Here is a 26,465-nt window from a genome sequence, read left to right on the forward strand (position 1 = left end):
ATCTCACTGCAACCAACCCCTATCTTTGGAGACGCTGGAGTAAATGAACAAACCTTTCGACGGTCAGGTAGTGGTCATCACCGGCGGCGCCCGGGGCATCGGATACGCCACCGCGAAGCGGCTGATCAGCCTGGGTGCGACGGTCGCGATCGGCGACATCGACGAAGCCACTCTCGCGCGAGCAGCCAAGGATTTGGGCATCCGCACGTTCGGGCGCCTCGACGTCACCGACCCCGCCTCGTTCTTCGACTTCCTCGACACCGTCGAAGGTGAACTCGGCCCGATCGACGTGCTGGTCAACAATGCGGGCATCATGCCGGTCGGACGGATCGTCGACGAGGACGACTCCGTGACCAGACGCATCATCGAGATCGACGTCCTCGGCGTGATCACGGGAACCAAGCTCGCATTGCGACGGATGCTTCCGCGCGGACGTGGACACGTCATCAACATCGCTTCGCTTGCAGGCGAACTCCCGTGCCCCGGTTTGTCGACGTACTGCGGCGCCAAGCATGCGGTGTTGGGCTTCACCGATTCTGTCCGCAAGGAAGTTCGTGGCACCGGAGTTCACATCTCGTCCGTGCTGCCGACGCTCACCAATACCCAACTCACCTCGGGCACTTCGGGAATGAAGGGATTCCGAGAGGTTCAGCCGGAGGAAATCGCCGAAGCCGTCGTCGGCTTGATCACCAAACCGCGCCCACGCGTACGCATTACGCGGGTGTCCGGGCTGCTCGTGCAGGCACAGGGCTTCTTCCCCCGGCGGCCGTACGAGGCATTGAGCCGACTGTTCGGCGTCGAGACGCAGTTTCTCGGCGACGTCGACACCGCGGCACGTGCTGCCTACGAAGAACGCGCCCGCGCAAGCTGATCAGGTCAGCTCGGTGGCCGGCCAGTCGAGCAGCTTCGCACCCAGTACGGCAGCGTGGAGCGCGAAGCTGTCGTTGGGATCGTTGACGTTCTGACCGGTGAGTTCACGGATGCGGTCCAACCGGTACGTCACGGCGCGGACGGACAAATGCAGGTCTCGGGCGGTTTTAGCCGTATTGCCGCCGGCGGAAAAGTACGCGAGCAGTGTGTCGATCATCGGTCCAGCGCCACCACGCGCCTCGAGCAGCGGTGTGAGAAGGGTGTGGATCAGGTCGGTGACCGCCGGTCTGTCGTTGACCAGAACCCGGTAGACCAGCAGGTCACGAGCATCGATGATCGGTGCGGTCAACGACAGGCGCTGCGCCAGGTCCAGTGCGTCCAGCGCCTCCCGGTACGACGCCACCACGCCCGAAGCGGTGGTTCGAGGGCGCCCGACAGCGATCTGCCACGTGCCGTCCAAAGGACGCCGCTGCAACTGCACTCGCCCGTCGTCATCGGTCCCCGGCCCGAGAGCCGACCGAATCCCTGCCAGCACGTGGTCGACGGCATCGCGATCCGGCGCCGCGAAAACGACCACCAGTTTGCCGCTCTTGCTGGCGACCAACGCATCGGCGTCACCCTTGCTACCCAGAACGGCACGTTCGACGGCGCGCACCAAAGGGTTGTCGTCGGTGAACTCACGGGCGGCGGTCACTACCGCCACGGCATGCGGACCACTGAGGTGGAGACCGAATCCTGAAGCGCGATCCAACAATCCGACGACGTCAGCGCCGCCGGTCAACAAGTCGTCGACGAACTCGCGGCGTGCCGATACCTGCGAGCGGACCAGAGAACGTCTGGCCAACTGAAAACCTTCGGCCAGTTCGGCGACGGCATCGTCGACGGCACGCAGCATCACTTCGCCGGCCGCGACGACGGCGTTCGGATCCGATTGTGCCGCAATAACAGCAGGCAGTTCACGCCACAGACGCCAGGCCGAGGAGAGATACAGATCGAGCAGGGCTCGCAGGGCGACACCCTGCTGCGCTGCTTCTTCCCCGCGAGCGCGGAAGCGGTGCAGCTGACGACGCTGCAGCGGCTTCCCCTCGCATACGGCGACACTGAGCACGTCCAGGAAATCACCCAGCAGTTCGACGGGTAGGCCACCGGCGTCATCGGCCCCCGCCGCGGCAACCCGGCGTATGGCGTCGTCAGGTACCCCGGTTCGGCTCACCCTCGCATTCTCTCACTGCCGGCAGCATTGCCTGGCGTCACGAAAGGCGCATCGAACCCGTGTCGATGTACCGCTGATGGAACGAGAATGCCTCGCCCAGGATGTGCGGCGTCTGCCCCGCACCCGGTTGAGCGTCGGCGCGAGCGATGTAATCGTGGAGCAGTGGCCGGAACTCCGGGTGAGCACACTTGTCGACGATCAGGCGCGCGCGTCGCCGCGGCGACAGACCGCGCAGATCCGCCAACCCCTGCTCGGTCACCAACACCTGAGTGTCGTGCTCGGTGTGGTCGACGTGCGGAACCATCGGCACGATCGCCGAGATCTCACCGCCGCGGGCCGTCGACGGGCTCAGGAACATGGACACGTAGCCGTTGCGGGCGAAGTCCCCCGAGCCGCCGATTCCGTTCATGATCTTCGTCCCCATGACGTGCGTCGAGTTCACGTTGCCGTAGATGTCGGCCTCGAGCATGCCGTTCATGGCGATGATTCCGAGCCTGCGCACCACCTCCGGGTGGTTGCTGATCTCCTGCGGACGGAGAGTGATGTGGTGGCGGTAGAAGTCGATGTTCGCGGTCAGTTCTTCGATGCCCTCTTCGGTGAGCGCCAAAGCCGTCGACGACGCATGCGCGACCGTTCCGTCCTTGATCAGCTTCAGCATCCCGTCCTGGATGACCTCGGAGTAGCAGGTCAGGCCGCGATACGGCCCCCGATCGAGCCCTCCGAGCACCGCGTTGGCGACATTGCCGATGCCCGCCTGCAGCGGAAGCAACGTATCGGCCGGCATCCGTCCGGCGCGCACCTCGAAGTCGAAGAATTCCAGGACGTGGCCGGCGATCGCCTCACTGACGGCATCGGGTGCAGTGAGAGGGCTCGCGCTGTCACGGCAGTTGGTCTCGACAACGGCCACAACCTTCGTGGGATCCACTCGGAACGTGGTCTGGCCGATCCGGTCCTCGACACGAATGATCTCGAGCGGCTTGCGATGCGGCGGCAGCGCGGTGCCGTAATAGACGTCGTGAATACCTTCCATCGCCTCGGGCACCCACGAGTTGACTTCGAGGATGACCCTGTCGGCGACGTCCAGCCAGGTCTTGTTGTTGCCAATCGACGCGGAGGGAATCAGTTCCCCCGATTCGGTGATACCGGCGACCTCGACCACCGCGACGTCTACGTTGCCGTAGTAGCCCTCCCACACCTGCTGAGCCACGTGGGAGAGATGGATGTCCACGTAGTCCATACGACCGTCGTTGATCCGGCGACGTGCGGTGGCCTCGGACTGATACGGCATGCGCAGCGCGATTCCGTCGACCTCCGCGAGCAGCCTTTCGGTCTCGGTGGACACAGAAGCGCCGGTCAGGAGATTGATCGTGAAGTTCGATCCGTTGCCGCGGGTCCGGTGAATGCGCTCGGCCAGGGCCGGAATGACAACCTTTGGTGTACCGGCGCTCGCGAAACCGCTGATCGCGACGGTGTCGCCCGGGTTGATGAACTTCACGGCGTCGGACGCAGACATCACCTTAGACGCAAACGCTGTGGCGCGAATGCGGTTGGAGGTGGCGTTGTGTCCGGTCTCACCGAAGGTTGAACTCACGGCACCAGGATAAACAGGGCACGTCGAAGCGATTTACGGGGATAACCCAGACAGAATCGCTCCGACGTGCTATGTGCACCGATCAGTTGACGACGCCGTACACGCCTTCGCCGACCAGGCTCGCAATTCGATATTTCTGGATCTTGCCCGACCCTGTCAGTGGGAACGCCTCCGCGCTGAACCACTCCTTGGGCGCCTTGTGGCGCGCCAGTCGCTCGGTGCAGAACTCGACCAGCTCGGCGGCGGTCGGTTGGTCGGACTCGTCCTTCCAGCGGATGACGGCGACAACTCGCTCACCCCACACCTCGTCGGGCACACCCACGACCGCCACGTCGAGAATCTTCGGATGTGTGAAGATCACGGACTCGACCTCACGCGGATAGATGTTCTCACCGCCGCGGATGATCATGTCCTTGAGGCGGCCGGTAACCCGGACGTATCCACGTTCGTCCATCGTCCCCAAATCGCCGGTATGCAACCAACCGTCCTTGTCCACGGTGTCGGCCGAAGCCTCCGGATTACGGAAGTACTCGGTCATGACGAGGTACCCGCGCGCGCAGATCTCGCCTTGTTCGCCGAGCGGCACGCTGTCCCCGGTCACGACGTCGGAGATCTTCACTTCGACCTGCGGCAACGCGAGTCCGACCGTCTCCGACTTGTCTTCGTGGGTGTCGGCCGGGCTGGTCTGTGTGATGACGGGGCTGGCCTCGGTTTGTCCGTAGACGATGCTGAACCCCGCCCCGAAGGCCGACTCCACCGTGCTGACGAGTTCGGGCGGGACCGACGACCCGCCGGATACGACCACCGAACAGGCCGAGAAGTCGCGGCTCGCGAAGCTGGCGTCGTTGATCATCGCGATCAGCATCGTCGGCACTCCACTGACCACGTCAGCGTGAAAGCGTTCCGCCGCATCGAGAACCGCAGTCGGATCGAAGTACTGGATCAGGCCGATGGACATTCTTCGCTGCGCGGCGCCGAGAACCAGGATGCCGCACCCGGCGGTGTGGAACAGCGGCATGGCCGACACAACCGAACCCCGCTCAGGGAATCGGCCTCTCCGACTCACAAAATCGGCATTGTTGACCAATCCGCGGTGATGCAACAGAGCACCTTTGGGAACTCCGGTGGTTCCCGACGTGTACTGGATCTGCGCATTGTCGTCAGGCGAGACTTCGGGCAGAGCGCCCCGTTCGCCCGCCCAACCTCGAACCTGGCGATCCCACTCCTCGAAGTTGACTGCAAGAACTTCTTCTCCCGAAATCGAAATCGCCTCGGATGCAACCGCTGCCATATCGCCACCGCGAAACTTTCCGGTGTGGAAGAGCCCCCGAGACTGGGACTGCGACAAGACGTACGCCAGCTCCTCCGCACCCAACGCAGGATTGGCGGTCACCAGAACCATCCCGGCGAGCGCGGCGCCGTATTGCAGAATCATCCATTCCGGAACGTTCGGAGCCCAGACGGTGATCCTGTCTCCGCGATCGAACTGGGACAAGAGGTAGTGCGCACACCCCTCCGCTTCGTCCAGCAGTTGCGCGAAGGTCCACGTGCGATCGGTTTCAGCCGCCCCGGAAAGCGAATGCGATTGCGTCGGAACCACTTCTCTGATTGCAATCAGATTCGGCGAGTCCGCGGCGCACTCTCGCAGCAGCCCACCCACCGTTTGCTCCTCTATCGGGTCAGACACGTCAGCGGGGAAGTACGACGTTTCGAGAACACTGCTCATCTCACATCCACTTTCTATCGAGGAGGGGTGTCGGACGCGGGGAGCGGCCCGCCTCCGTCTGGAATCTTGCGTCCGGAATCGCGGTACTGAACCGCGGCATGGAATCCGTCGCGCTCGGCAAAATCCTTGAACCAGCGCCCCTCCGGGGAGTGACGCGTAATTCCGTCGAACAGGGTTGCCAGTACCTGGGTGCCTTGCAATCCCATGTTGTCGTACGCCTGGTTGATCATCATCTTCTGCATGGCCAACTGATTGAGCGGAACACCGGCGATGCGATCCGCCAACGCTTCCACCGCCGAGTCCAATTCGTCGGCCGGCACCGCTTCGAGCGCCAATCCCCAGTCAGCCGCAGTGACACCGTCAATGGTGTCTCCCGTCAACAGCATTCGCTTGGCACGCTGGGCTCCGAGCCGGTACACCCACATCGCCGTCGTCGGGCAACCCCACACACGCGCAGGCGGGTATCCGATGCGAGCGTCGTCGGCCATGATCACCATGTCGCAGGACAGCGCGATGTCACTCCCACCGGCAATCGCATATCCCTGAACCTTGCAGATCGTCGGCTTGAGCGATCGCCAGAGCGTGAAGAAGTCGTCGGTGTTCTGCTTCATCCCGCGAAAGTCCTTGATGGGGTCCCAGACCGGGCCCTGGTTCCACTTTCCGTCAAGGTCGCCTTCGGCAAACTTCTTGAGGTCGTACCCGGCACAAAACGCCTTGCCCGCACCTTGCAAGACGATCACACGGACCTCGTCGTCGTCATTGGCTGCTGCCACCGCGTTTCGAATGTCCGACGGCATCCGGTCGTCGATCGCGTTGAGCCGATCGGGACGGTTGAGCGTGATATACGCTTTACCACCGGACGTCTCGTACTTCAGGGTCGCAAAATCCGTCATCATCGGTCCTGTCGACAGAGCGCGCCTCGCTCGGAACGAGTTGCGCTAGTTCTGGGTGAGGAGCAGGCGAACGACGCCTGCCCATTGACTGATCGAACGACGCGCAGACGCGTCGCTCTTCTGCACTGCCCGGGACAGCGCCAAACCACGGAGCATCAGCACCGTCAGATCTGCAATCTGCGAATAGTTCTCGGAAGCAACAATTTCGGGACCGAAAGCGTCGTGGACAACTCGCCGCAGATCCCGTCCGGCGATTCGCTCCGATTCCCGGAGCACCTCGGCCAACACCGGATCCGTCCGCGCTGCGGACCACAGTTCGAGTTCCGCTTGAAATGGCGGCTGAGTCAACGCCGAATACAGAGCGGAGATCGAGTTCTCGATCGTGTCAACCGACGAATCCTGCCGAGACATGGCAGCTCTTACCGCCACCTCGTTCCGTACGACGATGTTCGACACCAACGCCGCAGTGAGCTCCTGCATGTTCGGAAAGTGGTGCAGCAGAGCGCCCCGACTGACTCCGGCAGCGGTTTGCACCGACTGCGCCGTCAGAGATGAATAACCGTCCGCTATCAGTAAATCCGTTGCCGCATCGAGAATCCGGTGGCGCGTCGCTTCGCGCTGCGCATCGCGCAGGGTCACGGTCTCACCTCCAACTTCTCGAGTGGCATGGATCACAGTTTCACAGTCCATTCAGACTGTCAATGGCCGAAAGCCTCCGGCGTACTCTCGATGCACCGGCCCTTCGGACTGATCGGAGCAACACGTGACGACCTCACCGCCGACCGTCTCGCTGACGCTCGACCAACTTGCTTCACGCGCTGCTTCCCTGATCACCGACGACGGTCGGAGAATCCTCGGCATCACGGGCGCACCGGGAGCCGGAAAGTCGACGGTGTCACAGGCAATTGTGCGGAAATTAGGTTCTCGTTGCTCCATCGTCGAGATGGACGGTTTTCATCTTGCCAATCGGGAACTCGACCGACTCGGCAGGCATGAACGCAAAGGCGCACCGGACACCTTCGACGTCGACGGCTACGCGGCTCTACTACGCCGACTCCGAGCCTCGAACTCGACGGTCTATGCTCCGGTCTTCGATCGCGAATTCGACGAATCAATAGGCAGCACAACGGCTGTCGATCCATGTACACCGCTGATAGTCACCGAGGGGAACTATCTCCTCCTACCCAGTGGTGGATGGCAGGAAGTGCGAGCAGCACTCGACGAGGTCTGGTATCTCGACGTTCCGGAGGAAACTCGGACGAAGCGCTTGGTGAAACGCCACAGCCGCTTCGGAAAGAGTTCCGAAGCGGCTGCAGAGTGGGTGAAACGGGTAGATCAGCCGAACGCCGAGTTGATCAGCGCAGTCAGGCCACGCGCGGATCTGATCGTCAGAATCGAACGGTCCGAGCCTCAGTGATGTCAGCTGAAAACCTAAGAACCGCCGCCGGTTCCGAGAAAAGTGGCCAGCCCGGCAACTCCGGCGATTCCGCCGAATATCGCCGCCAATGCACCGGCGACGGTGATAACGCTGTCGAGCGCTTTGAGATCGGTGTCGGATGAACCCATGGCAGTCTCCTGGAGTCGGAATTGAAAGTGGGGTTGAATGTGCGCCGAAGTGCGCAATGTTGCACACGTCACTTTACCGGCATTCGCGACCCGAATCAACGAAAATTCTCTCTAAACATGTTGCACTGCAACATATTTAAACAGCAGCTTGCAGGTCCACCGAGGCACGACGACGGCCACCGTCCCGCAGCGCGGGCAGGTGGCCGTCGTTGGATATTGCCGAGGAGTCAGACGCTCGTCACATGCATGACGTGCTTGGCCCTCGTGTACTCCGCCAGTGCGAGCTCCGACAGATCCTTGCCGTAACCCGACCCGGCGAAGCCACCGTGAGGCATCTCAGCGGCGAGCATTCCGTGGGCTCCCACCCAGACGCAGCCGAAGTCCAGTTCGGCCGTCATCCTCATCGCGGTGCCGTGGTCGGACGTCCACACGCTCGACGCGAGAGCGTACTTGGTCCCGTTCGCAAGTTCGATCGCTTCAGCCTCGGTGGAGAACGACTGTACGGTGACAACCGGCCCGAATATCTCTTCCTGGACCAGCTCATCTTCCTGCTGCACCCCGGAAATAACAGTCGGCAGATAGAAAGACCCTGGTCCAGCTGGCTTTCCCCCGCCAATACATACGTTCGTATTTACTGAGCGTCTCTCTACCAACTCCGCCACTCGATCACGGTGAGCGCGGCTGACCAGGGGGCCGAGACAATCGCCCGATTCCGGTCCGCCCAACCTCAAGTCCGCGGCCGCAGCCGTCAACTTCTCGGTGAACTCCTCCGCAACCTCCTCTTGAACGAGAATCCTCGTCGCAGCGGTGCAATCTTGACCGCTGTTGTAAAAGGCTCCGGCAACAATCCCCGCGACTGCGCCGTCGAGGTCCGCGTCGGCGAAAACAACGGCGGGTGCCTTGCCTCCGAGTTCGAGATGCAACAGCTTGACGTCTTCCGATGCGGCCTTTGCGACCGAAATCCCCGCTCTCGTCGATCCCGTCAGCGCAATCATCCGAGGAACCGGATGAGCGACGAGCGCGGCTCCGGTATCGCGATCGCCGCACACTACGTTCAACACCCCGGGCGGATAGATCTGCGCTGCAAGCACTCCCAGCATCACCGCGGTTTCCGGCGTCTCCTCGGCCGGCTTGAGCACGAGGGTGTTTCCCGTCGCGAGTGCCGGCGCGATCTTCCAGACCGCCATCATCAACGGGTAGTTCCAAGGAGCGATCGCACCAATCACGCCAATGGGTTCACGTCTGACATAAGACGTAGCACCCTCCGTGTACTCCATTGCGGCAACGCCCGGCAGAGAGCGGGCAATACCCGCGAAGTACCGCAGAAAGTCAACACACTGCGGGATCTCGTCGTCTCGCACCTGCCTGAGAGGCTTGCCGGTACTGCGGCATTCGACCTCGAGGAAATATTTCGCGTTTGCTTCCAGCGCGTCCGCGAGGGCCAGCAGCAACTCCTGACGGCGCGCAGGGGTGGACCGGCGCCAGGACCGCGCAGCCTTCTCGGACGAACGGCAGGCTCGGTCGACGTCATCGGCGGAACCGACGGCAGCACGGGCGTATACATTGTCGGTCACCGGATCGACCAGCACGGAAAGTCTACCTGCCGGGCTCTCGCACGTTCCGTTGATCACGTGACCAAACGCTGCGACAGTCATCGAAGTTTCCACCGTCATGAGCGCGATCCGGGGAGCGCGACGAAGAACTTCTTCGACGGCTCAACCGTCTCCCAGGTACCGCGAAACGACTGCGGCACGAAAAATGCTTCCCCAGCGGAGAATTCGCGACGGTTTCCATCGAGGTCGATCAGCGCCACCCGGCCGCTGATCATGATACAGACCTCGTCGTACGGATACGGGTCGCACAAGAGCGTGCCGGGCTCGCCTTCCCAACCACCGCCGAAGTATTCCCCGTTCGGATCTCCGAATGACCTCCATTCGGATTCCGACCAGTTCGGGCTCGCGTCGTCACCCCACTCCGGGATGAACCGCGTCCCCTGCCCTGGCCCGAACGTTCGAATGTCGTTGACACTCATGTCATTTTTCCTTCGTGTTGGAGCTGGAAATTCGTGCAGCAAACAGATTCAGTACGTTTGCAGTTATTCGTTCGGTGAACGGATCGTGATGGATCAGCCCGTTCACCCATTCGGTGGAACCTGCGTTGAACACGGAGCCGAGACCTCGCTTGTGACAGGCGACCATTCCCGATCCGTATTCGAGATCACGAAGGTGATCTGGAGGCTCACTGCCATAGAAGCATTCGATGATTCCCTGCACTTCGGCGAAAGGCGCACCGATCGGAACTTTCCCGTTCCATTTGTCCCGCGAACCCGAAACTGCCGGCGCCATCGCGATGATCTCCAGATCCTCGGGAGCGCCGTCGACGCCGGTCGCATACGGCTGGCCCTTCCGGAACGTGAAATCCACGCCGTCCATCTCGAATCCGGCAACACAGATCGGGGCGATCCCGAAGTTGTCTCCGTAGTACAGGTCGGTTCCGTTCAACGCCCAATGATCCGGCCGGTATACCGTGAAACCGCCCGAAGACCTGGGAGTTGTTGCACCGTAACGATTGTAGACACCGGCCATGCCGGTCAATCCCATCGTCCACGCTCCCGGTCGGGCAACCTCGGGCGAATCCCACGCCGTCGTCACCCGGGTCGGGTCGACTTCTCGCATCGGATCGTCGAACGGATTCTTGTAACAGACTTGTGCGTCGTTTTCGAGGCGTACCTGCCACAGGAAGTTCCCGCCGAATCGCGCCAGACCACCACCCTCTTCGACGAAATCATCTATGCGGTCACGCATCTCCCAGGACCAGTACTCGTCGTGACCGACGACAACTGCGCATGAATATCCATGCAGCGCTGACGGATCGTTATGCAGATCGTGTTGTGTCACGTGGTGGACGCGGAACCCCTGCTCTTCCGCCCAGACCGTGAACGGCCTCTCGTAAGTGGCCCAGAAGGCGTCCGCATGGTGACGCGAGTAGCCGTTCACCCACGCCCATTCGTACGGCGGGTGACGGGGTATCCATCCGATTCCCGGTGTGTCGGTGTGGATGTTGCGTGCTGCGCCCTCGGGTTTGCGCAACATCCCCCGCGCGACGGGACGCTGCGTCGAGGAAATCGGTGTCGGCACATCGCCGGAGCCGTCCGGAACACCTCGGTAGTGGTTTGCCCCACCCCAGTCGTTGTAGGCCAACATCGTGCTGGTGGTGTGAATGAGTACGAAGTCGGCATGCTCGGGTTCGCGCGCCTTGACGACGAAGAAGCCCTCCCGCTCAATAGTCACCCCTTCGTGGAGCATCCGGACCAGAACCAAGTACATGCCGGACGTCCACTTCGGATCTATCTCGACGGCAAGGGATTCCGACCACTCGCAGCCCACTGCATACGCGTCGGCAGGCGTCTGCTGCTGCTTGCCCGGCAGACCGACGTATTGCGCGACCTGTTGCGGCCGGGCGCCGTCTCGAACAATTTCGAGGTCGTATTCTTCTGCGGTGGTATGCACTCGGATCGAGACGGTGTCACCACCGAAGTACGAGAACCTGTCCGCATAGACCCATATCTCTGGAGCGCCCGGAACAATTCCGGGACGTTCGACCAACCCTCCGGGGACCGACCATGCGTATTCGCTCATGCCGACAACTCCTCGACCGAGTGTTCACGTACGCGCATCCCGCGGACCACGCCGAATGCGAAAGCCAACAGCAATGGCACTGCCAACAAGAAGTTTTGCGCGGTGGTCAACCCGGTCAGGTCACTCATGTTCATCAAGAGGTATCCGAGCGCGACGATCAACGCCACTGCAGCGAGCGAGGGTGCAATCAACCTCTGCCACAGACCTTCACCGCGAGAATCCTGCGAGAAGAACCTGAGCACGGCGACGGAAGTGAGAACCTGCAACACCAGCACACCGATGATCGTTGGTGTATTCGTCCACACGACTACTTGGGTGTACGGGTCTGCGGGCGTCAGCGCAAAGCCGGCGATTGCCGCGAATACCAGTGCGCCTTGTGTGATTCCGGCGACGCTCGGCGTTCCAGTGGTCGGCGAAACCCGTGCAAGCGCGGCAGGAAAGACTCTCGCGCGCCCCATGGTGAGCAGATAGCGACTGCAAGCATTGTGGAGGGCAAGGCAACCCGCGAAGAAGCTCGTGACGATCAACAGATGCATCACGTCGGTCATCATGGAGCCGGCAAATTCATTGTTGAGATCGAAGATCAGCTCGGACGGGTCACCGCCGAGTAGGTCGCCCATCCGACTCGGGCCGACGGCCTGCACGATCACCCAAGCACAGAATGCGTAGACCACGGCCAGAACAGTGACTGCTGTGTAGGTCGCACGCGACACTGTGCGTTTGGAATCGACAACTTCCTCGCTGTAGATCGCCGTTTGCTCGAAACCGACGAAGGAGGTGAAGGTCAACACGAAGACGCTCGCCAGTCCGGCTGTCATGAAGGTCGACGGCGAAAAACTGTCGAGCGACAGTCCTTCGTGGCCGCCTTTCAACAGAACCGCCACACAGAAGACTGCGAGGACGCCGAGCTCGAGCGCCATCAAAACGGCCAGCACCTTCGCGCCGATATCGACCCTGCGATATCCCACCACCACGACCAGAACTGCGACCGCCAATGCGCAGGTGTAGACGGAAACGGTTACTCCCAAGAACAACTCGATCGTCGACGAGAGAAAGATGCCGCAAGCGACGACGAATCCGATCTGGCCACCGAGATAGCCGATGTAAGCCAGCACAGAGGCGCCTGCGCCGACTGTTTTTCCGAGCCCTTCGGTGATGTAGGCGTAGAACGCGCCCGCGCCGCGGATATGCCTGCTCATCGCCGTGAAGCCGACGGCGAACAGTAGATAGACGATCCCGGGAACGACGTACCCCACCGGAAGCGCAGCGCCGGAAACCATCAGGCCCAGTGGCGCGAATCCCACCAGGATCGTCAGTGGCGCCGCTGCGGCGATGACGAAGAAGACCAGATGACGGCTGTTGATAGTTCCGGCACGCAGGCCCGAGGATGACGTGGGAGAACCGGATTCAGAATGCATTCCTGCACCGGGAGGGTCGGTTTTTTCGGTCATGGGGAGGCTCCGCGAGTTAAGGCAAGTATGCGCCTGCCTGGTCAGGTTTCCCGAGGTTCGCCCGAATTTCTCTCGACGTTCGCCCGGTGTTCCTAAGAGAGTGCCGAATCGTTTCATCAGTGTCAATACCTGCGCTGAAACGATTCGACGATTTGCTTTGAGGTGCCCCTTAGCGGTGCACGCAACATGCCGAAACGATTGATCGATAGGCTGGAGACAAACCGACCAACGAGTAGAAACGATCCGCAGTGGCTACCCCTGTTTCGCCGACGCTTCGTGATGTCGCCAACGCCGCCGGCGTCGCGGTGTCCACGGTCTCCTATGCACTCAACGGCAAGGGCCGGGTCGACGCGGCCACTCGCGCTCGGGTTCAAGAGGTTGCCGACCGCCTTGGATACCGTGCCAATCGGTCGGCCCAGAATCTCAGGTCGGGTCGGACTGCCACCCTCGGGCTGATGCTCCCCGCTCCCGACCAACTGTCATCGGCCGAGTACCTCAATTTCGACTGGTACGGGCGCGTGGCGACCGCCGCGACCCAGGCTGCATTCCACGTCGATCACTCACTCCTCCTACTGCCGTCGATGAAAGATCCGAACGGACTGCGGCGCATCGAGATGGACGGCGTACTGGTCGTCGACCCGATGGTCGACGACCCGCGCGTCGAAGTTCTGCAGAAGATCGGAATCCCCTCTGTCGCAGTGGGTCCTGGACAATCCGGGCAGTTCGGATACTCCACCTCACCGGACCTCGTCTCCACCACGGAGACTCTTCTGAACCACCTCGCCGAACGTGGCGCAAGGGACATTTTCGTCCTCACTCCCGGAATGCATTCGGAGTGGACCCGCGCAACGACTTTCGCTTACTTCGAGTGGTGCCGCGCCCGAGGCGTGGCACCACGCACCAGCGAGGAATTGACGTCGTTTCCGGGCGCCAGCACCGTCGGAGGCCTCATCGGGGCCGCGTATGCGGCCACCCGCGAGGCCCTCGACTCCTCGACTCCGCCTGACGCGATCCTGTCGTTGATTCTCGGTTGCGCCCCGGCAGCGGCGCGAGCGGCCCTCGATCTCGGGCTGTCGATTCCGGGTGACGTCTTGATTGCACAGGACAGTGACGAACCCGCCCTGCTGGTTTCCCAGCCCCCGATCACTGCCTTCGACTTCTTCCCCCAAGAACAGGCGGCAGCGGCCGTAGATGCACTGTTGGCTCTGGTCAACGGTGACGAACCCCCAGTTCAGAGCTATACGCGTAGCGAACTCCGCGTGCGAGCGAGCACGGCCCATTCGCTCACACCATAAATTCACCTGGCACCGATAGACTGATTTCCGAATTATCGTCCGTCGCCTGCCGAGAGGAATCAGGTCATCGCGCACCGCTCCCGCGACCGCTTGGCCGGGTATCTCGCCGTAGTGCTGGTCTGTGCACTCGCCCTCCTCGCATCTGTCAGCAGTGCGACCGGCCTCGACCGCGACGTCGCTCCGGTCCGCATCGCCTACGCCGCGGCCGCAGACACTTTCGGCGATCTGTATCTTCCAGAAGGATCGGACGGTGACCTGCCGGTCGTCGTACTCATTCACGGCGGTGGATGGGCCCAGAAGAGCAATCTCGAATACGCGGGCGCGTGGGCAAAAACCCTGACCCCGTACGGAATTGCGGTCTGGAACATCGAATACAGACGCGTCGGCGGTCAGGGTGGTTGGCCGACCACGCTCTCCGATACCGTTACGGCCACCAACGCTCTGGCCGGCATCGTTCAGGAAAAGGCCTCCGGGCGACTGGATTTGAGCCGTGTACACATCGCCGGCTACTCCGCGGGTGGACAACTTGCCGCCTGGGTCGCATCGCGATCCCAACAGGGTGCAGACGCCCCGGAACCAAACCTCTCGGTGCCGGTTCGCTCGACGACGATCATGGCCGGCGTCTTCGACATGACGCTCGCCGCAACCGCGGGCAAAGATCGATTTGTTCGAAATCTTCTGGGCGGCATGCCTACCGATCATCCCGATCGCTACCGCATCGCATCACCGATCGAGCACCTCCCCACCGGCCTCCCCGTCACGGTGATCCACGGACTCGGAGACAAGGTCGTGTCGGTCGAACAGAGTCGGCGCTATGCCCGTGCCGCCCGAGCAGCAGGCGACGTGGTCGATCTGATCGAACTTCCCGGCGTCGGCCACGGCGAGTTCGGCAACCCGACGACCGACGCCTGGGCTACCACCAAGCAAGCAATAATCGGCCACATAAATGCCTCTTGAGCAGGTAATACGGGCCACAGCGCTCTCAGCCGCTCGAAATAGAATTAGCTGAAACTCAATCGATGACGTACGGTGGGGTTATCAGAGGGCAGCCGTCAGTCAGGCAGCCGGTCGCTTCGCCCGGAACAACAGTTCCAGTATTCGTTCCAGGGGCAGACTTCCAGTTCGGTGCAAATCCGCGCCTTTGATCACTACGCACTTTCATCAGTCCCGCAGATTGTTGACCAGGCCGAAGGCTCCGACGGAGTCCGCCGCCAATCGCGTACCGACTGCACCAGTATCAACATGCGCTACACACCGCACGGGCCCAAAGACCCTGCGGTTCAAAGGAATACCTTGATCAACACCATGATTCACCCCGACGACACGAACAACCAGACGAACAGCAACTCGACGAACGGTCTACGGATCCCGACTACTTCGGGCCGGATCCGCGAGCGCGGTATCGAAATCGTCTGCACCCTCTACCGTTGCAGCACCGACGAAGCCGCCGAGCTGTTGCTCCGACATTCTCAGACCAACAACCTCAAGGTCACCAGCCTGATCAAAGCGCTTGTCGCCCTGATCGACGAAGACACGTCCGGCACTGGTTACGGAAGCAGTAACACGCTGGCGTCTCACTTCTGGCTGCGTGAGATCAGAAATCTCAGCCAGGCCCACCGACGCAGCGATCATTTTCATCGCCATCTCGTCGGCGCGTAACCGGCGCTGAGCGACAACTGACCTGAAACGACAGCTGGGGCAGTACACGGAAATCGTGTACTGCCCCGGCTGTCGTGTTTTCAGTTGTCAGGCGGAAGCCGACTCTCGGCAGTCAGGCGGAAGCCGACTCTCGGCAATCAGGCGGAAGCCGATTCCTTGTTCAGGCCCTGCTGAGCACTGTCGGTATCGGTCGCCTCGTCCACGTGCTGCGGAGCGAAGAGCAGGCACACGATGCTCAGGATGCACATGCCGATCAGCAGTGCGATGACCGGCCAGATGCTGCCGGTTGCCTTGTACATCAGCGTCGACACCAGCGGTGACAGTCCGCCGAAGATAGCGCCTGCACCTTGGTACGCCAACGAGATGCTCGTGTAGCGGGCCTGCGGCTTGAACATCTGTGACAGAACAGCGGCGATCGGACCGTACGTGGCCGCCAGCACCAGTCGCATGACAGCGAAGGTCAGGAAGATCAGGAACACGGATCCGGATTTCAGCACCAGGAACTGCGGCGCTGCGAGAATCGCGACTGCCGCAAGGCCCCAGATGACGACGCGGACGCGTCCCACCTTGTCGCCGAGCCACGCCACGCCGAGAGTCGCGATCAATTCGACCACTGCAGCGACACTGAGCGCGTTGAGAATCAACGTCTCCGACAATCCGACGTCGGGGTCGGTTGCGTATGCCGTGATGAAGGTCGTCACGAGGTAGTAGCCGCCGACTGCGACGGGCAGAATGCCGATGCCCAGGATGATCGGGCGCCAGTTGGTCACCAGCGCGTACTTGAGCGGGAGCATTTCCGGTACGTCCGCGGACTTCACCTCGGATTCGAAAACCGGGGACTCTTCGACCTTCAGGCGAACGACCAAGCCGACGAGGATCAGCAGCGCCGAGCAGAGGAACGGCAGTCGCCAAGCCCACTCGCGCAGAGCGTCGTCGCCGAAGGTGGAGAGAATGCTGAAGAAACCTGTGGCCAGGAGCGCGCCGGCCGGGTTGCCCAGCTGAGCGAAACCGCCGTAGAAGGTCTTCTTGTCCTCGGGTGCATGCTCGACGGCCATCAGGACCGCGCCGCCCCATTCGCCGCCGACGGCAAAGCCTTGGACGAAGCGGAGCAGTACCAGCAGTAACGGCGCCCAGAACCCGATCGACGCGTAAGTGGGCAACATGCCGATGAGGAACGTGCCTGCACCCATCAGCGTCAAAGTCACCACCAATGCGGTGCGTCGGCCCATCTTGTCACCGACATGGCCGAACACGATTCCGCCGAGCGGGCGAGCGAAGAAACCGACGGCGTATGTCGCGAACGCCGCCGCAACGCCGGTCAGGCGGTCGGTTCCGGGTGGGAAGAAGATGTCACCGAACACCAGGGCGGCTGCCGTGGCATACACGTAGAAGTCGTACCACTCGATAGTTGTACCGACGAAGGCTGCAAATCCCGCCTTGCGGGCCTTCACGATCTGTTGCTCTCGGTTCATTACTTTTCCTCGGTGGTCGAAGTGCTCGACAATAGGTGGTTATGACCTGAATGTGCGAGTTCGCCGTCGATCCAGGTCTCTCGGACCTCGATCTGCGCAATCGCGTCGGCCGGAACCTCGAGGGGATCCGCGCCCAGAATGACGAAGTCGGCCCGCTTGCCGACCGAGATGCTGCCCAGCTCTGCTTCGCGGCCCAGCGCACGCGCACCGTTGAGGGTGTGAGCCTGCAATGCCTGGTCGGCGGTGATGCGGAGTGCATCGGAGCCGAGCTGATGGCCCTGACGCGTCACACGAGTAACGGCTGCCTGAATTGCTTCGAGCGGCTTCGGCTCTGCGACGGGGGCGTCGGAGCTGATGGTCACGGGAACTTCGGCAGCGATGAACTCGCCGAGCGGGTTGAACCGCTCGCCCGGAGTGCCGATCGCAGCGGTGACGCCCTCGCCCCAGTTGTAGTAGTGCTGTGGCTGGTTCACCGGGTAGACACCGGCCAGGTTCATCCTTGCGATCTGCTCGGCCGTCGGGAGTCCGCAATGCTCGATGCGGTGACGAGCGTCGGCGTCGGGGTGAGCCTTCTGCGCAGCTTCGATGGCATCGAGCACCATGTCGATGGCGGTCGGTGACTGAGCGTGCGTGGCGGTCTGCAGACCCACCGAATGTGCCTTGGCAATCAGCTCCGAGTAGTCCGCCGGCTCGTGGTAGAGCTGCCCGGTGCGGCACGGGTCGCCCACGTAGCCGTCGGGGAAGTATGCGGTCCAGCCTCCGAGTGTGCCGTCGGCGTAGAACTTGATGCCGCCGAACGCGAGCCGCGAATTGCCGAAGGCGCCGTGCATTCCCGTGTCGATGACGTGATCGAGGAGGTGGCTGAGCATGTACATGCTGACGCGGGTCTTGAGCTGATCCTGCTCGGCCAGACGCAGGTACATGTCGAATTCACGCCGGGTCACCTGGCAGTCACCGATGGTGGTGACGCCACCGGCCAGGAACTTGTCCTGAGCGACCGACAGCTGGCGAAGGTGCTCTTCCGGCTCGTCCTCGAGATGGAAGTTGGGGCCGTGATGGCCGACCTTCACTCCGTTGACGCCGGTGAGAATGTTGCACGCGGCGTCGGAGAGCTCACCGGTGAGTTCGCCGTCTTCATCTCGGAAGAACTCGCCACCGGCCGGATTCTCGGTGCTCGCGTCGATACCGTGCTTGTCGAAAGTGAAGGAGTTGACGACGCCGCCGTGACCGCTCGCGTTCATGAGGTAGACCTCGCGATCGGTGGCCACCTGATCGAGCTCTTCCTTGAGCGGGTGACGCCCTTCGATCAGGTTGCGGTGCTCGTAGCCGTATCCGCGAATCGGGACGCCCGCAGGTGCTGTGAGCGCCGCTTCCTGAAGTAGCGCAATGATTCCGGGGATGGAATGTGCCTTCTCCGGCCCACAGTCCACCCAGCTGAGCATCTGCCCGTACATCAACGGGTGTGCATGTGGATCGACGAAGCCGGGGACGACGGTGGCGCCGTCGAGTTCGACCACCGCGGTTGTGCGAGTGCTCAGCCGACGCGCCTCGGTGCGGCATTCCTCGAGCGTTCCCACCGCTGCAAAGCGGTTTCCGAACACCAGGAACGCTTCGGCTCCCACCGTGCTGTCGTCAACGGTGTGGATCTTGGCGCCGGTGAAGATCGTGCCGGTGGCGTCGAGAGGCGAGGCTTCGTGCGTGTGCAACTTGCGCATGGTGGTCCTTCGTCGAGATGGTGGTGCAGGTCACTGCGTGTTGAGCGAAAACTACGCCCTGACCTGGAGCTATGCAATGCATCAAAGTTTCAGACCAGGCGGTATACAACTTTTTTGTATGAGTTTTCGAGCATTTCTGCACTTATCCACATCATCCATGGCCACATGCGACTGTTCTAATAGGAAGCTCATACAGAAAAATCTCTGGAAAAGTTGGGGCAACCATGACGCTCGATCTCGATTCCAAGCTCATTGCCGCACTTCAGCGCAACGGGCGAGCGACGTACCGCGAACTGTCCGTGGCGGTCGACGCCCCACGAGCGGCGGTGTCCACCAGAGTGCAGGCGCTACTCGACTCGGGAACGGTGTCCGTAGTGGCCGTCGCGCACCCCGAACTTCTCGGATTGAAGGCGCTTGCACACGTCTCGATCGCAGTGTCCGGACCGATGACCCCGGTGCTGGACGCGTTGATCGCATCCGAGGCCGCCGTCTACATCTCGGCAGTCAGCGGGCAGTACAACGTGATTGCGGAACTTCGGGTGCCCAGTCACGACGATCTGTACCGTGCCATCGCCGAACTCCGCTCACAACGTGGCGTTCGATCCGTGAGCACGCTGGTCTACGTCGACGTCATCAAGGGAATCTTCATGCCCGAGACCGCTTTACAAGCCGATATCCGACTCGACTCGACAGATGTCGCGTTGATCGAACTGCTCGAGCGCAACGGGCGAATGCCCTTTCTCGAGCTGGCCGAACACACCGGACTGTCGCCGAGCGCCGTGCGCAACCGGGTCAATCATCTGATCGCGAGCACGGCACTGCGCGTCGGCGCTGTCGTCAAGCGGCGAGGTGGTGGCCGAACGCTGGCGATGGGCATCGGCGTCAATCTGGGCTCACGGGACGACAACGCGGTATCGGAGATCGAGTCGCTGCCCGGAATCGAATTCCTCGCCCGGACCCTCGGACGATACGACGTGATCGCGACGGTTGCCGCCAACTCCTCGAGCGACCTGCATGCGCTGTCCGAACGAATCCGCGGGATCGACGGTGTCAGCGGCTTGGAATCTTGGGCACATCTCGAGGTATTCAAGGAGCACTACGCCCGCAGCCTGGACGTACGCGGGTAATTTCCGAGTCATTGACCCACTTGGTCGGGCACGCTAACCTCGATCAAGTCATTGACCCACTTATCCGAGGTGACATACATGGCCGATTCCGGACGCAAGGTAGACATCGTCGCCGCGGCGATCGAGGAGGCGATCTCGACCGGTCGATGGCCCGTCGGATCGAAACTCCCGCCGGAGACCGCATTGGTCGAGGAATTGGGAGTCGCCCGAAACACCATGCGCGAAGCGGTACGGGCGCTTGCCCACGCCGGAGTTCTGTCCGTACGCCACGGTGGCGGCGTGTACGTCATGGCGGCGTCGCCGGTCGAAGGATTACTCGGGCGCCGGCTCGCCAGAGGTGACGTTCTCGACGTACTGAGCCTGCGACGCGGACTCGAGGTCGAAGCCGCGCGACTTGCAGCGCAGCGCCACACCCCCGAAGATCTCGCGCGGATACATGCAGCCTGGAATGCCCACCCCGGTCACGTCGGCGGCTTCACTGTCGAAGCCGGCATGGCCTTGCACCTTTCGATCGTCGAGGCGTCCCACAATTCCGCACTGATCGACGTCTACCGGGGAGTCCTTGCCGCCGTGACGGATTCGCTGTCCGCCGTCAGTGTCGGTCCAGGTTTCCACGTCGACGAGCACCGACCCTTGATCGCTGCCATCGAGGAACGCAACCCCGGCGAAGCAGCGCGTGCGGCAGGCGCAGCGCTCGATACGGTCATCGACGCAGTCGAAAGGAGCTTGTCGTGAATCGGGGAAACTGGAACGGTGCGGCATATTCCCCTCTTGCCGAACAACTCTCACCTGCATCGACAGAGGCGCTGCGCTCGATCGGGCACGTGAGCACGGCGTACGACGTCTGCGCCGGAACGGGGAACTTTACGCTCCCGGCGGCCCAGTCCGGGATCGCGGTCCACGCACTCGACCTCTCCGCCAGCCAGCTGGAGGTCGCGCGCGAACGCTGGATTCCTCGCCCCGGAACTACCGAACCCACTTTCACGATCGGCGATGCACAGTCTCTGCCGTGGTCGGATTCGAGCGCCGACGCCTGTGTCAGCATCTTCGGGATCATCTTCTGTCCCAACCCTGCGATCGCCCTCGCAGAGATGATGCGGGTGACCCGCCCGGGTGGAAGCATTTGTGTCGCAACGTGGTCGGAGAACGGGTGGGCAGCAGCACTCCGAAGGGAGGCCGCCTCTGCGTGGAATGGCATCACACCACTACCGACGACATGGTCGAGCCCGAGCGAATTCGAGAAGGCAGCAGCTGGATTGGAGTCGGTGAGCTCGGCCTCGCACCTGCTCGAGTGGCAACTACCAGCCGGTTCGGATCCCGTCGAGGAACTGTGCGACCAGGCGCCGGCGTTGAAGAACTTTCGCGAGGCGGTTCGAGGCGCAGGGAATTGGGCTTCGATGTCAGCGCACCTCCGCTCGGCGCTCGCACCCTGTCTCAGGTCGAGCGCGGCCGGCCCCGTCGCCACCAGCGAATACGTCCTCCACACGGGCACTGTCCCGAACTCTGACACCGCGCTCTTCCGAACGCGCGGGTAACCCTCTTTGCCGGATACGGTCTCTTCACCGTCCACCGAACCGAAGAGGCCCGCTTGATGTCTGAATCGAACCCCCTACCTGAATTGAAGCAAGCATCGCAGCAAGCATCGAAACAAACCTTGTCCATGTCCGTCCTCATGACGCCGGACATGTCAAACTTCTCGGGCAACGTGCACGGCGGAACGATTCTGAAGTTTCTCGACCAGGTTGCCTATGCGTGCGCGAGTCGATATGCCCAGACCTACGTCGTGACTCTGTCGGTGGATCGTGTGGTGTTCCGCGAACCGGTGCATGTCGGCGAACTCGTCACGTTCAGCGCTTCCGTCAATTACACCGGGCGCACCTCGATGGAAATCGGAATTCGAGTCGAAACCGAAGACATTCTTCTCGGAAAATCTCGCCACACCAATAGTTGCTATTTCACGATGGTGGCGATGGGAAGCGACGGGAAACCGGCTGAGGTACCCCAACTCCGGCCGACCGGAACAATCGCCAGGCAGCGATTCGAGGCCGGGCGACGGCGTCGTGAACTGCGCAGAGAGAACGAGCTTCGTGAACAGTCCATCCGGGCCGCAGTTCGGGACTTAACGCCCGAACACGATGACTGAATCCAGTCATATTTAAGTTATAACCTTATGCATTAAGCTGATCGAGTGACTTCGAAGGCACGGGAAAAGTATGACGTTGTGATTGTCGGCGCGAGCATCGCGGGATGCGCGGCCGCCATCATGTACGCCCAGCAAGGTCTGCGGATAGCGCTTCTCGACGCTCGCTCCGACATCCGGGCGCACAAAGTCCTGTGCACTCACCACCTGCAACCGTGCGGTGCCCCGATCTTGCAACGACTCGGCGCCACGGAAAAACTGCTCGCCCTGGGAATGGTGGAAACCGTTCCGACATTCTGGACCCCTTGGGGAGTGATCACCCCTGACGCGGCAGAGAACTCACCGCCACCTGGGTTCAACGTCCGAAGGGAAACTCTCGACCCCCTACTGCGCCAACTCGCGAACGACTACCCGAACGTCGACCTTCTTCTCGGGTATCGTGTTTCCGGACTGCTGACCGAGAACGGCACTACTGCAGGCGTCTACGGCACCGAACAGGGTTCGGTCTTCACTGTCGAAGCACGATTGACCGTCGGAGCGGACGGCAAGGATTCGACCGTCGCACGATCCGCTCGTTGCGACTCCGTGACTGCATCCAACGGGCGTTTCAGCTATTTCGCCCAACTCTCCGGACTCGAACGACCCGGCGGAGAAACGTCCTTGTCGTGGTTCATGGATCCCGACGTCGCCTATCTGCTCCCCAACGACGGCGGAATCAGCGTGCTGGTCGTCTTCCCTGCCCTCGACAAGCTCGGCTCGTTCGCTGACGACCTGTCTACTGCTTTCCTCGAGTACGCCAACGCATTACCCGGCGCTCCGCTTGTTCGGCGAGAGCACATCGTCGGGAAGATCGTTGGTACCAAACACTTCTCCACAACCCTCACCGAACCCGTAGGTAACGGGTTCGCACTCATCGGCGACGCTGCGGCAACCAACGACCCGTTGTGGGGTATCGGATGCTCGTGGGCACTCGAGACCGCTCAGATGCTGGTCGATGCGACCGTGCACATGCTGACGGAGACGCCGGCAGACACACTCGACTCACATCGGAACGTGAACGCTGCATTGACCGAATACCGTAGCGCCAGAGCGAGTATGACGAATCACATCGACTACATGAGTGGTTACGCCGGTGGGCGAAAGTTCACCGCGATCGAACGTCTGCTCATCTCCGCGGCCACCCACGACCACGACGAAGCCCGAAGGTTCTACTTGTTCGGTTCCCGGTTGATACCGGCCGAACAGTATCTCTCGACTCGCTCGGTCGCGCGGGCAGCACAAAAACATCTCAGGCACCGTCTGCGTCGTAGATCTGTGGCCGGGACGTAATCTGACAAGCGTTTTTTCGGCGCCGGCAACGGGGAACCCTCCGATCGCAACCGAGCCGGAGGAGCGACCATGCGTGCACACATCGCCATTCCGAGTGAATCGACTTGTCACAGGTACGTAGTCGCCGTCGCCAGCTCCACCTTCGCCGAATCGGTCATCTGGTGCGACGGCCCCGCGTTCGACGCAGTACTCGTTCTGAGCAGCGAGATTCCGCAGCACAGTGGCCACCGAGCCGTACTCGCCTGGAATCACTACTTCGGGTGGGCGCTCGGCGTGGAAACCACACCGGATGCGTCGTTCGCCGTTGTCGAATGCCTCGGTATCGGGAGAATGCCGGATCCTGAACTGTGCGCCGACCGCGCTGTCGAGTTGATTGCCCAGGCGGGTAGTTAAGGAACTCGTCGCGCGGCGCACAATCCGGCGGGCATAAGATCGAGCGCGAGTTTCGCACGCCCGACGAAAGAGAGCCCGACATGGACCCGCTGAACAGGCCTGCCGGTCAGCTGGCTCTCGAGAACGAACCGGACGGCAGGGCGACTTTGCGGGCGCGTCAGACGCCCCGCAGTGAGCGTCGCAAGATCGGGAAAGGCCTGCGCAAGCGAGTGGCGCGATCGTCGCTCGGCGACTGGACGCCCCCATCCGATCGACGTGACCCGGTCGATCAGGTCAACACGGCACACGAGGGAAGACTCGACTGGTTGGTTCCGATCCGTGTGGGGCGAATGGTCGCTTCGCCATACGGATTCCTGCGCGGTACCGCCGGATTGATGGCAGAGGACATGGCGCAGCTGCCGTCCACCGGCATCACTCCCGTCATCTGTGGAGATGCGCACGTCGGAAACTTCGGGTTCTACGGATCTCCGGAACGCGAACTTGTCATAGACCTCAACGATTTCGACGAAGCACATCCCGGCCCTGGGAATGGGATCTACGAAGGCTGGCTGCGAGCATCTGGGTGGCCGGTCGGCAGAACGGTCTCACCGAAGCTCAATGCGAAACAGCAACAACCTCGTGTGTGTCCGCGTATCGCCTCCACTTGGCGAAGCTCTCCGAGCGTCCGCTGTTCGATCGCTCCTTCGACCGGGTCGATCTCGACGGACTCACCGACCACGTCACCGATCCTGGGTTGCTGGCCGAGATCAGGCGCGCCGCGGAGCGCGCCCGGCGGCGTACGAGTGACCATGCGGTGCCGCGGTTCACCGTCGAGGATCACGGACGGCGCCAGTTGGTCGAGAACCCGCCGCTCACAACACGACTCACGCCACAGGACACCGACTTCCTCCTGGAGGGTCTGGACGAGTATCTCGAAACCCTTGCACCACACTGGCGCCGAGTCGTCTCGGGATACAACGTCATCGACGTCGCGCACCGGGTTGTCGGAGTCGGGAGTGTCGCTCTGCGCGCCTATGTGGCCCTGTGCGAAGGGAGCATCCCGGACGACGTCATCTTCTTGCAGCTCAAGCAGGCTCGCCGATCCGTCGTTGCACCCTTCGTGCACGGTGACTCGGCCTGGCACGACCACCAAGGACGACGCGTCGCGGAATACCAGCAGGCTCTCCAGACAGTCAGCGATCCACTGCTCGGGTGGTGCACCGTGGACGACCGCCAGTACTACGTCCGTCAGTTCCGGAACATGAAAGGTTCTGTGGACCTGAACAATATCGATGCAGCAGCCTTGACCGACTATGTCGCGATCTGCGGTCGCCTACTGGCCAAGGGACACGCACGAACCAGTGGCGCGTCACTGATTTCCGGTTACCTGGGAACCTCGGACACGGTCGACACCGCCCTCACCCGGTTTGCTCGGCTCTACGCCGATCAGACCGAGCGTGACCACGACGCTCTGTGCCGGGCGGTGTCGGCCGGCACGATCGCCGCGGAGCCGGGAATCTGATCCCTCACGCCGCGACAATCCTGCCCTGCTCGAACTTCACTCCACCCCAGATTCCGGTCTGACCAGTGGCAGAGGCGAATTCACGACACGAAGCCACAATCGGGCACCTGTTGCACACGTCGGTCGCGTAGTCGTATCCCTCGGACGGAAAGGGAAACCACCGGTCCGGCTCGGGGTCTCCTCGGCATTCCGCCTGCCACCACGTCCGGTCGTCCGAGATCGGCAAAAGCTCAGCCAAATTGGAGATTTCGTCAGCGCACATCACTGGCTCCCTTCGACTGTCACGTCCGACTCAATTCGCGCCAGATCTTCTGCTGCACTTTCTCGATGCGCCGAGGTGCCTTCGGCTCCCACAGCAGCCGCATACCGGCCTCGGCCGGAGTGCGATCCGCCTTGCGCTGATTGCAGGAACTGCAGCACGCCACCAGATTTCCCCACGTGTTGGGCCCGTTACGGCTTCTCGGTTGGACGTGGTCGATGGTCGTTGCCCGGGCGGCGCAGTACGCACATTGACGACCGTCCCGGTCGAAGACACCGGCAAAAGTGGCCCGACTGGAATCGGTGACCGTCACCCGGTGAGCAACGTACACGTACTCGGCGAGCAGGATCGTCCTCGGCAGTGGGATTTCGACGTGCTTGGAGCGCACCGGAAATATCGGGGTCACGTCTTCGGTGGACTGCGCGGAGCCGGTGGCGATCAGGACGACCGCACGATCGGCGCTCACTTCACCGAGGTACTCGTACGTGGCGTTGAGTACCCGGACGGGGCGGTTCATCCAACTGTGAGCAAGTGCGCGGTTCGGGTTCCGCATGAGAGTTCTCAGTTCGTGTCGAGGAGTGAAACTCCTGGACACGAAGACGGGTCAGGAGCAAATGCAAGAAATGG

The 26,465-nt window shown here is 62.0% G+C and carries 25 protein-coding genes and 1 pseudogene; 12 read left to right on the top strand and 14 right to left on the bottom strand.

Annotated features, from left to right (window positions below):
• Positions 1–43 precede the first annotated feature (43 nt).
• Positions 44–871, top strand: coding sequence for an SDR family oxidoreductase (locus EHW12_RS27745; protein WP_003942902.1), 828 nt, complete (start codon positions 44–46; stop codon positions 869–871).
• On the opposite strand, the gene EHW12_RS27750 is transcribed toward EHW12_RS27745, so the two are convergent.
• From EHW12_RS27750 to EHW12_RS27770, 5 genes are all read right to left on the bottom strand, one after another.
• Positions 872–2,083 carry a helix-turn-helix domain-containing protein gene (locus EHW12_RS27750; protein WP_042921490.1) on the bottom strand — a complete coding sequence of 404 codons (1,212 nt, stop codon included), beginning with the start codon at positions 2,081–2,083 and terminating at the stop codon, positions 872–874.
• A gap of 37 nt (positions 2,084–2,120) precedes the next feature.
• Entirely contained in the window at positions 2,121–3,674 is a 1,554-nt protein-coding gene (locus EHW12_RS27755) for an acetyl-CoA hydrolase/transferase family protein (protein WP_007730514.1), read from the bottom strand.
• 82 nt (positions 3,675–3,756) lie between these two features.
• Positions 3,757–5,400 carry an AMP-binding protein gene (locus tag EHW12_RS27760; protein WP_050656917.1) on the bottom strand — a complete coding sequence of 548 codons (1,644 nt, stop codon included), beginning with the start codon at positions 5,398–5,400 and terminating at the stop codon, positions 3,757–3,759.
• Between the two features lie 14 nt (positions 5,401–5,414).
• Positions 5,415–6,293, bottom strand: a complete 879-nt coding sequence (locus EHW12_RS27765; RefSeq protein ID WP_241199060.1) for a crotonase/enoyl-CoA hydratase family protein — start codon at positions 6,291–6,293, stop codon at positions 5,415–5,417.
• 45 nt (positions 6,294–6,338) lie between these two features.
• Positions 6,339–6,932 (bottom strand): TetR/AcrR family transcriptional regulator, encoded by a 594-nt coding sequence (locus EHW12_RS27770; RefSeq protein WP_007730510.1) that lies wholly within the window; start codon positions 6,930–6,932, stop codon positions 6,339–6,341.
• 124 nt (positions 6,933–7,056) lie between these two features.
• Between EHW12_RS27770 and EHW12_RS27775 the strand changes: the two genes are divergently transcribed.
• Positions 7,057–7,710 (top strand): nucleoside/nucleotide kinase family protein, encoded by a 654-nt coding sequence (locus tag EHW12_RS27775; RefSeq protein WP_125052232.1) that lies wholly within the window; start codon positions 7,057–7,059, stop codon positions 7,708–7,710.
• 14 nt (positions 7,711–7,724) lie between these two features.
• On the opposite strand, the gene EHW12_RS35935 is transcribed toward EHW12_RS27775, so the two are convergent.
• From EHW12_RS35935 to EHW12_RS27795, 5 genes are all read right to left on the bottom strand, one after another.
• Positions 7,725–7,859: a hypothetical protein gene (locus EHW12_RS35935; protein WP_003942853.1), complete on the bottom strand. Its 135-nt coding sequence runs from the start codon at positions 7,857–7,859 to the stop codon at positions 7,725–7,727.
• A gap of 227 nt (positions 7,860–8,086) precedes the next feature.
• Complete coding sequence (locus EHW12_RS27780; RefSeq protein ID WP_125052233.1) at positions 8,087–9,532, bottom strand: aminobutyraldehyde dehydrogenase; 1,446 nt, start codon at positions 9,530–9,532, stop codon at positions 8,087–8,089.
• A complete protein-coding gene (locus EHW12_RS27785; protein WP_125052235.1) occupies positions 9,529–9,891 on the bottom strand; it encodes a cupin domain-containing protein in 363 nt (120 codons plus the stop codon). The genes EHW12_RS27780 and EHW12_RS27785 overlap by 4 nt, the downstream gene beginning before the upstream one ends.
• A 1-nt stretch (position 9,892) precedes the next feature.
• A complete protein-coding gene (locus tag EHW12_RS27790; protein ID WP_125052237.1) occupies positions 9,893–11,497 on the bottom strand; it encodes a N,N-dimethylformamidase beta subunit family domain-containing protein in 1,605 nt (534 codons plus the stop codon).
• Complete coding sequence (locus EHW12_RS27795; RefSeq protein WP_125052239.1) at positions 11,494–12,948, bottom strand: APC family permease; 1,455 nt, start codon at positions 12,946–12,948, stop codon at positions 11,494–11,496. The genes EHW12_RS27790 and EHW12_RS27795 overlap by 4 nt, the downstream gene beginning before the upstream one ends.
• A gap of 248 nt (positions 12,949–13,196) precedes the next feature.
• Here EHW12_RS27795 and EHW12_RS27800 point away from each other — a divergent pair, with 248 nt between their 5' ends.
• The 3 genes from EHW12_RS27800 to EHW12_RS27810 all read left to right on the top strand — a co-directional run bounded on the left by EHW12_RS27800 (position 13,197) and on the right by EHW12_RS27810 (position 15,902).
• Positions 13,197–14,243 carry a LacI family DNA-binding transcriptional regulator gene (locus EHW12_RS27800; RefSeq protein WP_125052241.1) on the top strand — a complete coding sequence of 349 codons (1,047 nt, stop codon included), beginning with the start codon at positions 13,197–13,199 and terminating at the stop codon, positions 14,241–14,243.
• Between the two features lie 90 nt (positions 14,244–14,333).
• A complete protein-coding gene (locus EHW12_RS27805; RefSeq protein WP_030536126.1) occupies positions 14,334–15,200 on the top strand; it encodes an alpha/beta fold hydrolase in 867 nt (288 codons plus the stop codon).
• 336 nt (positions 15,201–15,536) lie between these two features.
• A complete protein-coding gene (locus EHW12_RS27810) occupies positions 15,537–15,902 on the top strand; it encodes a hypothetical protein (RefSeq protein ID WP_007730475.1) in 366 nt (121 codons plus the stop codon).
• A 137-nt stretch (positions 15,903–16,039) separates the two neighbouring features.
• Here EHW12_RS27810 and EHW12_RS27815 read toward each other — a convergent pair whose 3' ends face one another.
• Together EHW12_RS27815 and EHW12_RS27820 are read right to left on the bottom strand one after the other, a co-directional pair.
• Positions 16,040–17,374, bottom strand: a complete 1,335-nt coding sequence (locus EHW12_RS27815) for an MFS transporter (RefSeq protein WP_050656991.1) — start codon at positions 17,372–17,374, stop codon at positions 16,040–16,042.
• Positions 17,374–19,089, bottom strand: a complete 1,716-nt coding sequence (locus EHW12_RS27820; protein ID WP_030536127.1) for an amidohydrolase — start codon at positions 19,087–19,089, stop codon at positions 17,374–17,376. The genes EHW12_RS27815 and EHW12_RS27820 overlap by 1 nt, the downstream gene beginning before the upstream one ends.
• A gap of 224 nt (positions 19,090–19,313) precedes the next feature.
• Between EHW12_RS27820 and EHW12_RS27825 the strand changes: the two genes are divergently transcribed.
• From EHW12_RS27825 to EHW12_RS27855, 7 genes and pseudogenes are all read left to right on the top strand, one after another.
• Positions 19,314–20,216: an Lrp/AsnC family transcriptional regulator gene (locus EHW12_RS27825; RefSeq protein WP_125052243.1), complete on the top strand. Its 903-nt coding sequence runs from the start codon at positions 19,314–19,316 to the stop codon at positions 20,214–20,216.
• Positions 20,217–20,294: 78 nt separating this feature from the next.
• Positions 20,295–20,951, top strand: a complete 657-nt coding sequence (locus tag EHW12_RS27830) for a FadR/GntR family transcriptional regulator (RefSeq protein ID WP_125052245.1) — start codon at positions 20,295–20,297, stop codon at positions 20,949–20,951.
• Positions 20,948–21,751, top strand: a complete 804-nt coding sequence (locus EHW12_RS27835; RefSeq protein WP_047269371.1) for a class I SAM-dependent methyltransferase — start codon at positions 20,948–20,950, stop codon at positions 21,749–21,751. Before EHW12_RS27830 ends, EHW12_RS27835 begins: the two co-directional genes overlap by 4 nt.
• Positions 21,752–21,876: 125 nt before the next feature.
• Entirely contained in the window at positions 21,877–22,359 is a 483-nt protein-coding gene (locus EHW12_RS27840; RefSeq protein ID WP_030536130.1) for an acyl-CoA thioesterase, read from the top strand.
• A gap of 45 nt (positions 22,360–22,404) precedes the next feature.
• A complete protein-coding gene (locus EHW12_RS27845; RefSeq protein WP_241199061.1) occupies positions 22,405–23,685 on the top strand; it encodes an NAD(P)/FAD-dependent oxidoreductase in 1,281 nt (426 codons plus the stop codon).
• A gap of 69 nt (positions 23,686–23,754) precedes the next feature.
• Positions 23,755–24,078, top strand: coding sequence for a DUF6292 family protein (locus tag EHW12_RS27850; protein WP_125052249.1), 324 nt, complete (start codon positions 23,755–23,757; stop codon positions 24,076–24,078).
• An 80-nt stretch (positions 24,079–24,158) separates the two neighbouring features.
• A pseudogene (locus EHW12_RS27855) lies at positions 24,159–25,579 on the top strand (DUF2252 domain-containing protein).
• A gap of 4 nt (positions 25,580–25,583) precedes the next feature.
• Here EHW12_RS27855 and EHW12_RS27860 read toward each other — a convergent pair.
• The gene (locus EHW12_RS27860; RefSeq protein ID WP_007730463.1) at positions 25,584–25,841 is read right to left on the bottom strand and encodes a WhiB family transcriptional regulator; all 258 of its coding nucleotides are present in this window, start codon (positions 25,839–25,841) and stop codon (positions 25,584–25,586) included.
• A 19-nt stretch (positions 25,842–25,860) separates the two neighbouring features.
• Positions 25,861–26,391, bottom strand: coding sequence for an HNH endonuclease (locus tag EHW12_RS27865; protein WP_125052251.1), 531 nt, complete (start codon positions 26,389–26,391; stop codon positions 25,861–25,863).
• Between the last annotated feature and the right edge of the window lie 74 nt (positions 26,392–26,465).

Source organism: Rhodococcus sp. NJ-530, from assembly GCF_003860625.1.
Lineage (GTDB): Bacteria > Actinomycetota > Actinomycetes > Mycobacteriales > Mycobacteriaceae > Rhodococcus_F > Rhodococcus_F qingshengii.

Bases quoted from the DNA above. Each gene is read 5' to 3' on its own strand.
- EHW12_RS27745 (WP_003942902.1), top strand. From the start codon at position 44: ATGAACAAACCTTTCGACGGTCAGGTAGTGGTCATCACCGGCGGCGCC.
- EHW12_RS27760 (WP_050656917.1), bottom strand. From the start codon at position 5,400: ATGAGCAGTGTTCTCGAAACGTCGTACTTCCCCGCTGACGTGTCTGAC.
- EHW12_RS27765 (WP_241199060.1), bottom strand. From the start codon at position 6,293: ATGACGGATTTTGCGACCCTGAAGTACGAGACGTCCGGTGGTAAAGCG.
- EHW12_RS35935 (WP_003942853.1), bottom strand. From the start codon at position 7,859: ATGGGTTCATCCGACACCGATCTCAAAGCGCTCGACAGCGTTATCACC.
- EHW12_RS27780 (WP_125052233.1), bottom strand. From the start codon at position 9,532: ATGACGGTGGAAACTTCGATGACTGTCGCAGCGTTTGGTCACGTGATC.
- EHW12_RS27785 (WP_125052235.1), bottom strand. From the start codon at position 9,891: ATGAGTGTCAACGACATTCGAACGTTCGGGCCAGGGCAGGGGACGCGG.
- EHW12_RS27790 (WP_125052237.1), bottom strand. From the start codon at position 11,497: ATGAGCGAATACGCATGGTCGGTCCCCGGAGGGTTGGTCGAACGTCCC.
- EHW12_RS27795 (WP_125052239.1), bottom strand. From the start codon at position 12,948: ATGACCGAAAAAACCGACCCTCCCGGTGCAGGAATGCATTCTGAATCC.
- EHW12_RS27815 (WP_050656991.1), bottom strand. From the start codon at position 17,374: ATGAACCGAGAGCAACAGATCGTGAAGGCCCGCAAGGCGGGATTTGCA.
- EHW12_RS27820 (WP_030536127.1), bottom strand. From the start codon at position 19,089: ATGCGCAAGTTGCACACGCACGAAGCCTCGCCTCTCGACGCCACCGGC.
- EHW12_RS27825 (WP_125052243.1), top strand. From the start codon at position 19,314: ATGACGCTCGATCTCGATTCCAAGCTCATTGCCGCACTTCAGCGCAAC.
- EHW12_RS27830 (WP_125052245.1), top strand. From the start codon at position 20,295: ATGGCCGATTCCGGACGCAAGGTAGACATCGTCGCCGCGGCGATCGAG.
- EHW12_RS27840 (WP_030536130.1), top strand. From the start codon at position 21,877: ATGTCCGTCCTCATGACGCCGGACATGTCAAACTTCTCGGGCAACGTG.
- EHW12_RS27850 (WP_125052249.1), top strand. From the start codon at position 23,755: ATGCGTGCACACATCGCCATTCCGAGTGAATCGACTTGTCACAGGTAC.
- EHW12_RS27860 (WP_007730463.1), bottom strand. From the start codon at position 25,841: ATGTGCGCTGACGAAATCTCCAATTTGGCTGAGCTTTTGCCGATCTCG.
- EHW12_RS27865 (WP_125052251.1), bottom strand. From the start codon at position 26,391: ATGCGGAACCCGAACCGCGCACTTGCTCACAGTTGGATGAACCGCCCC.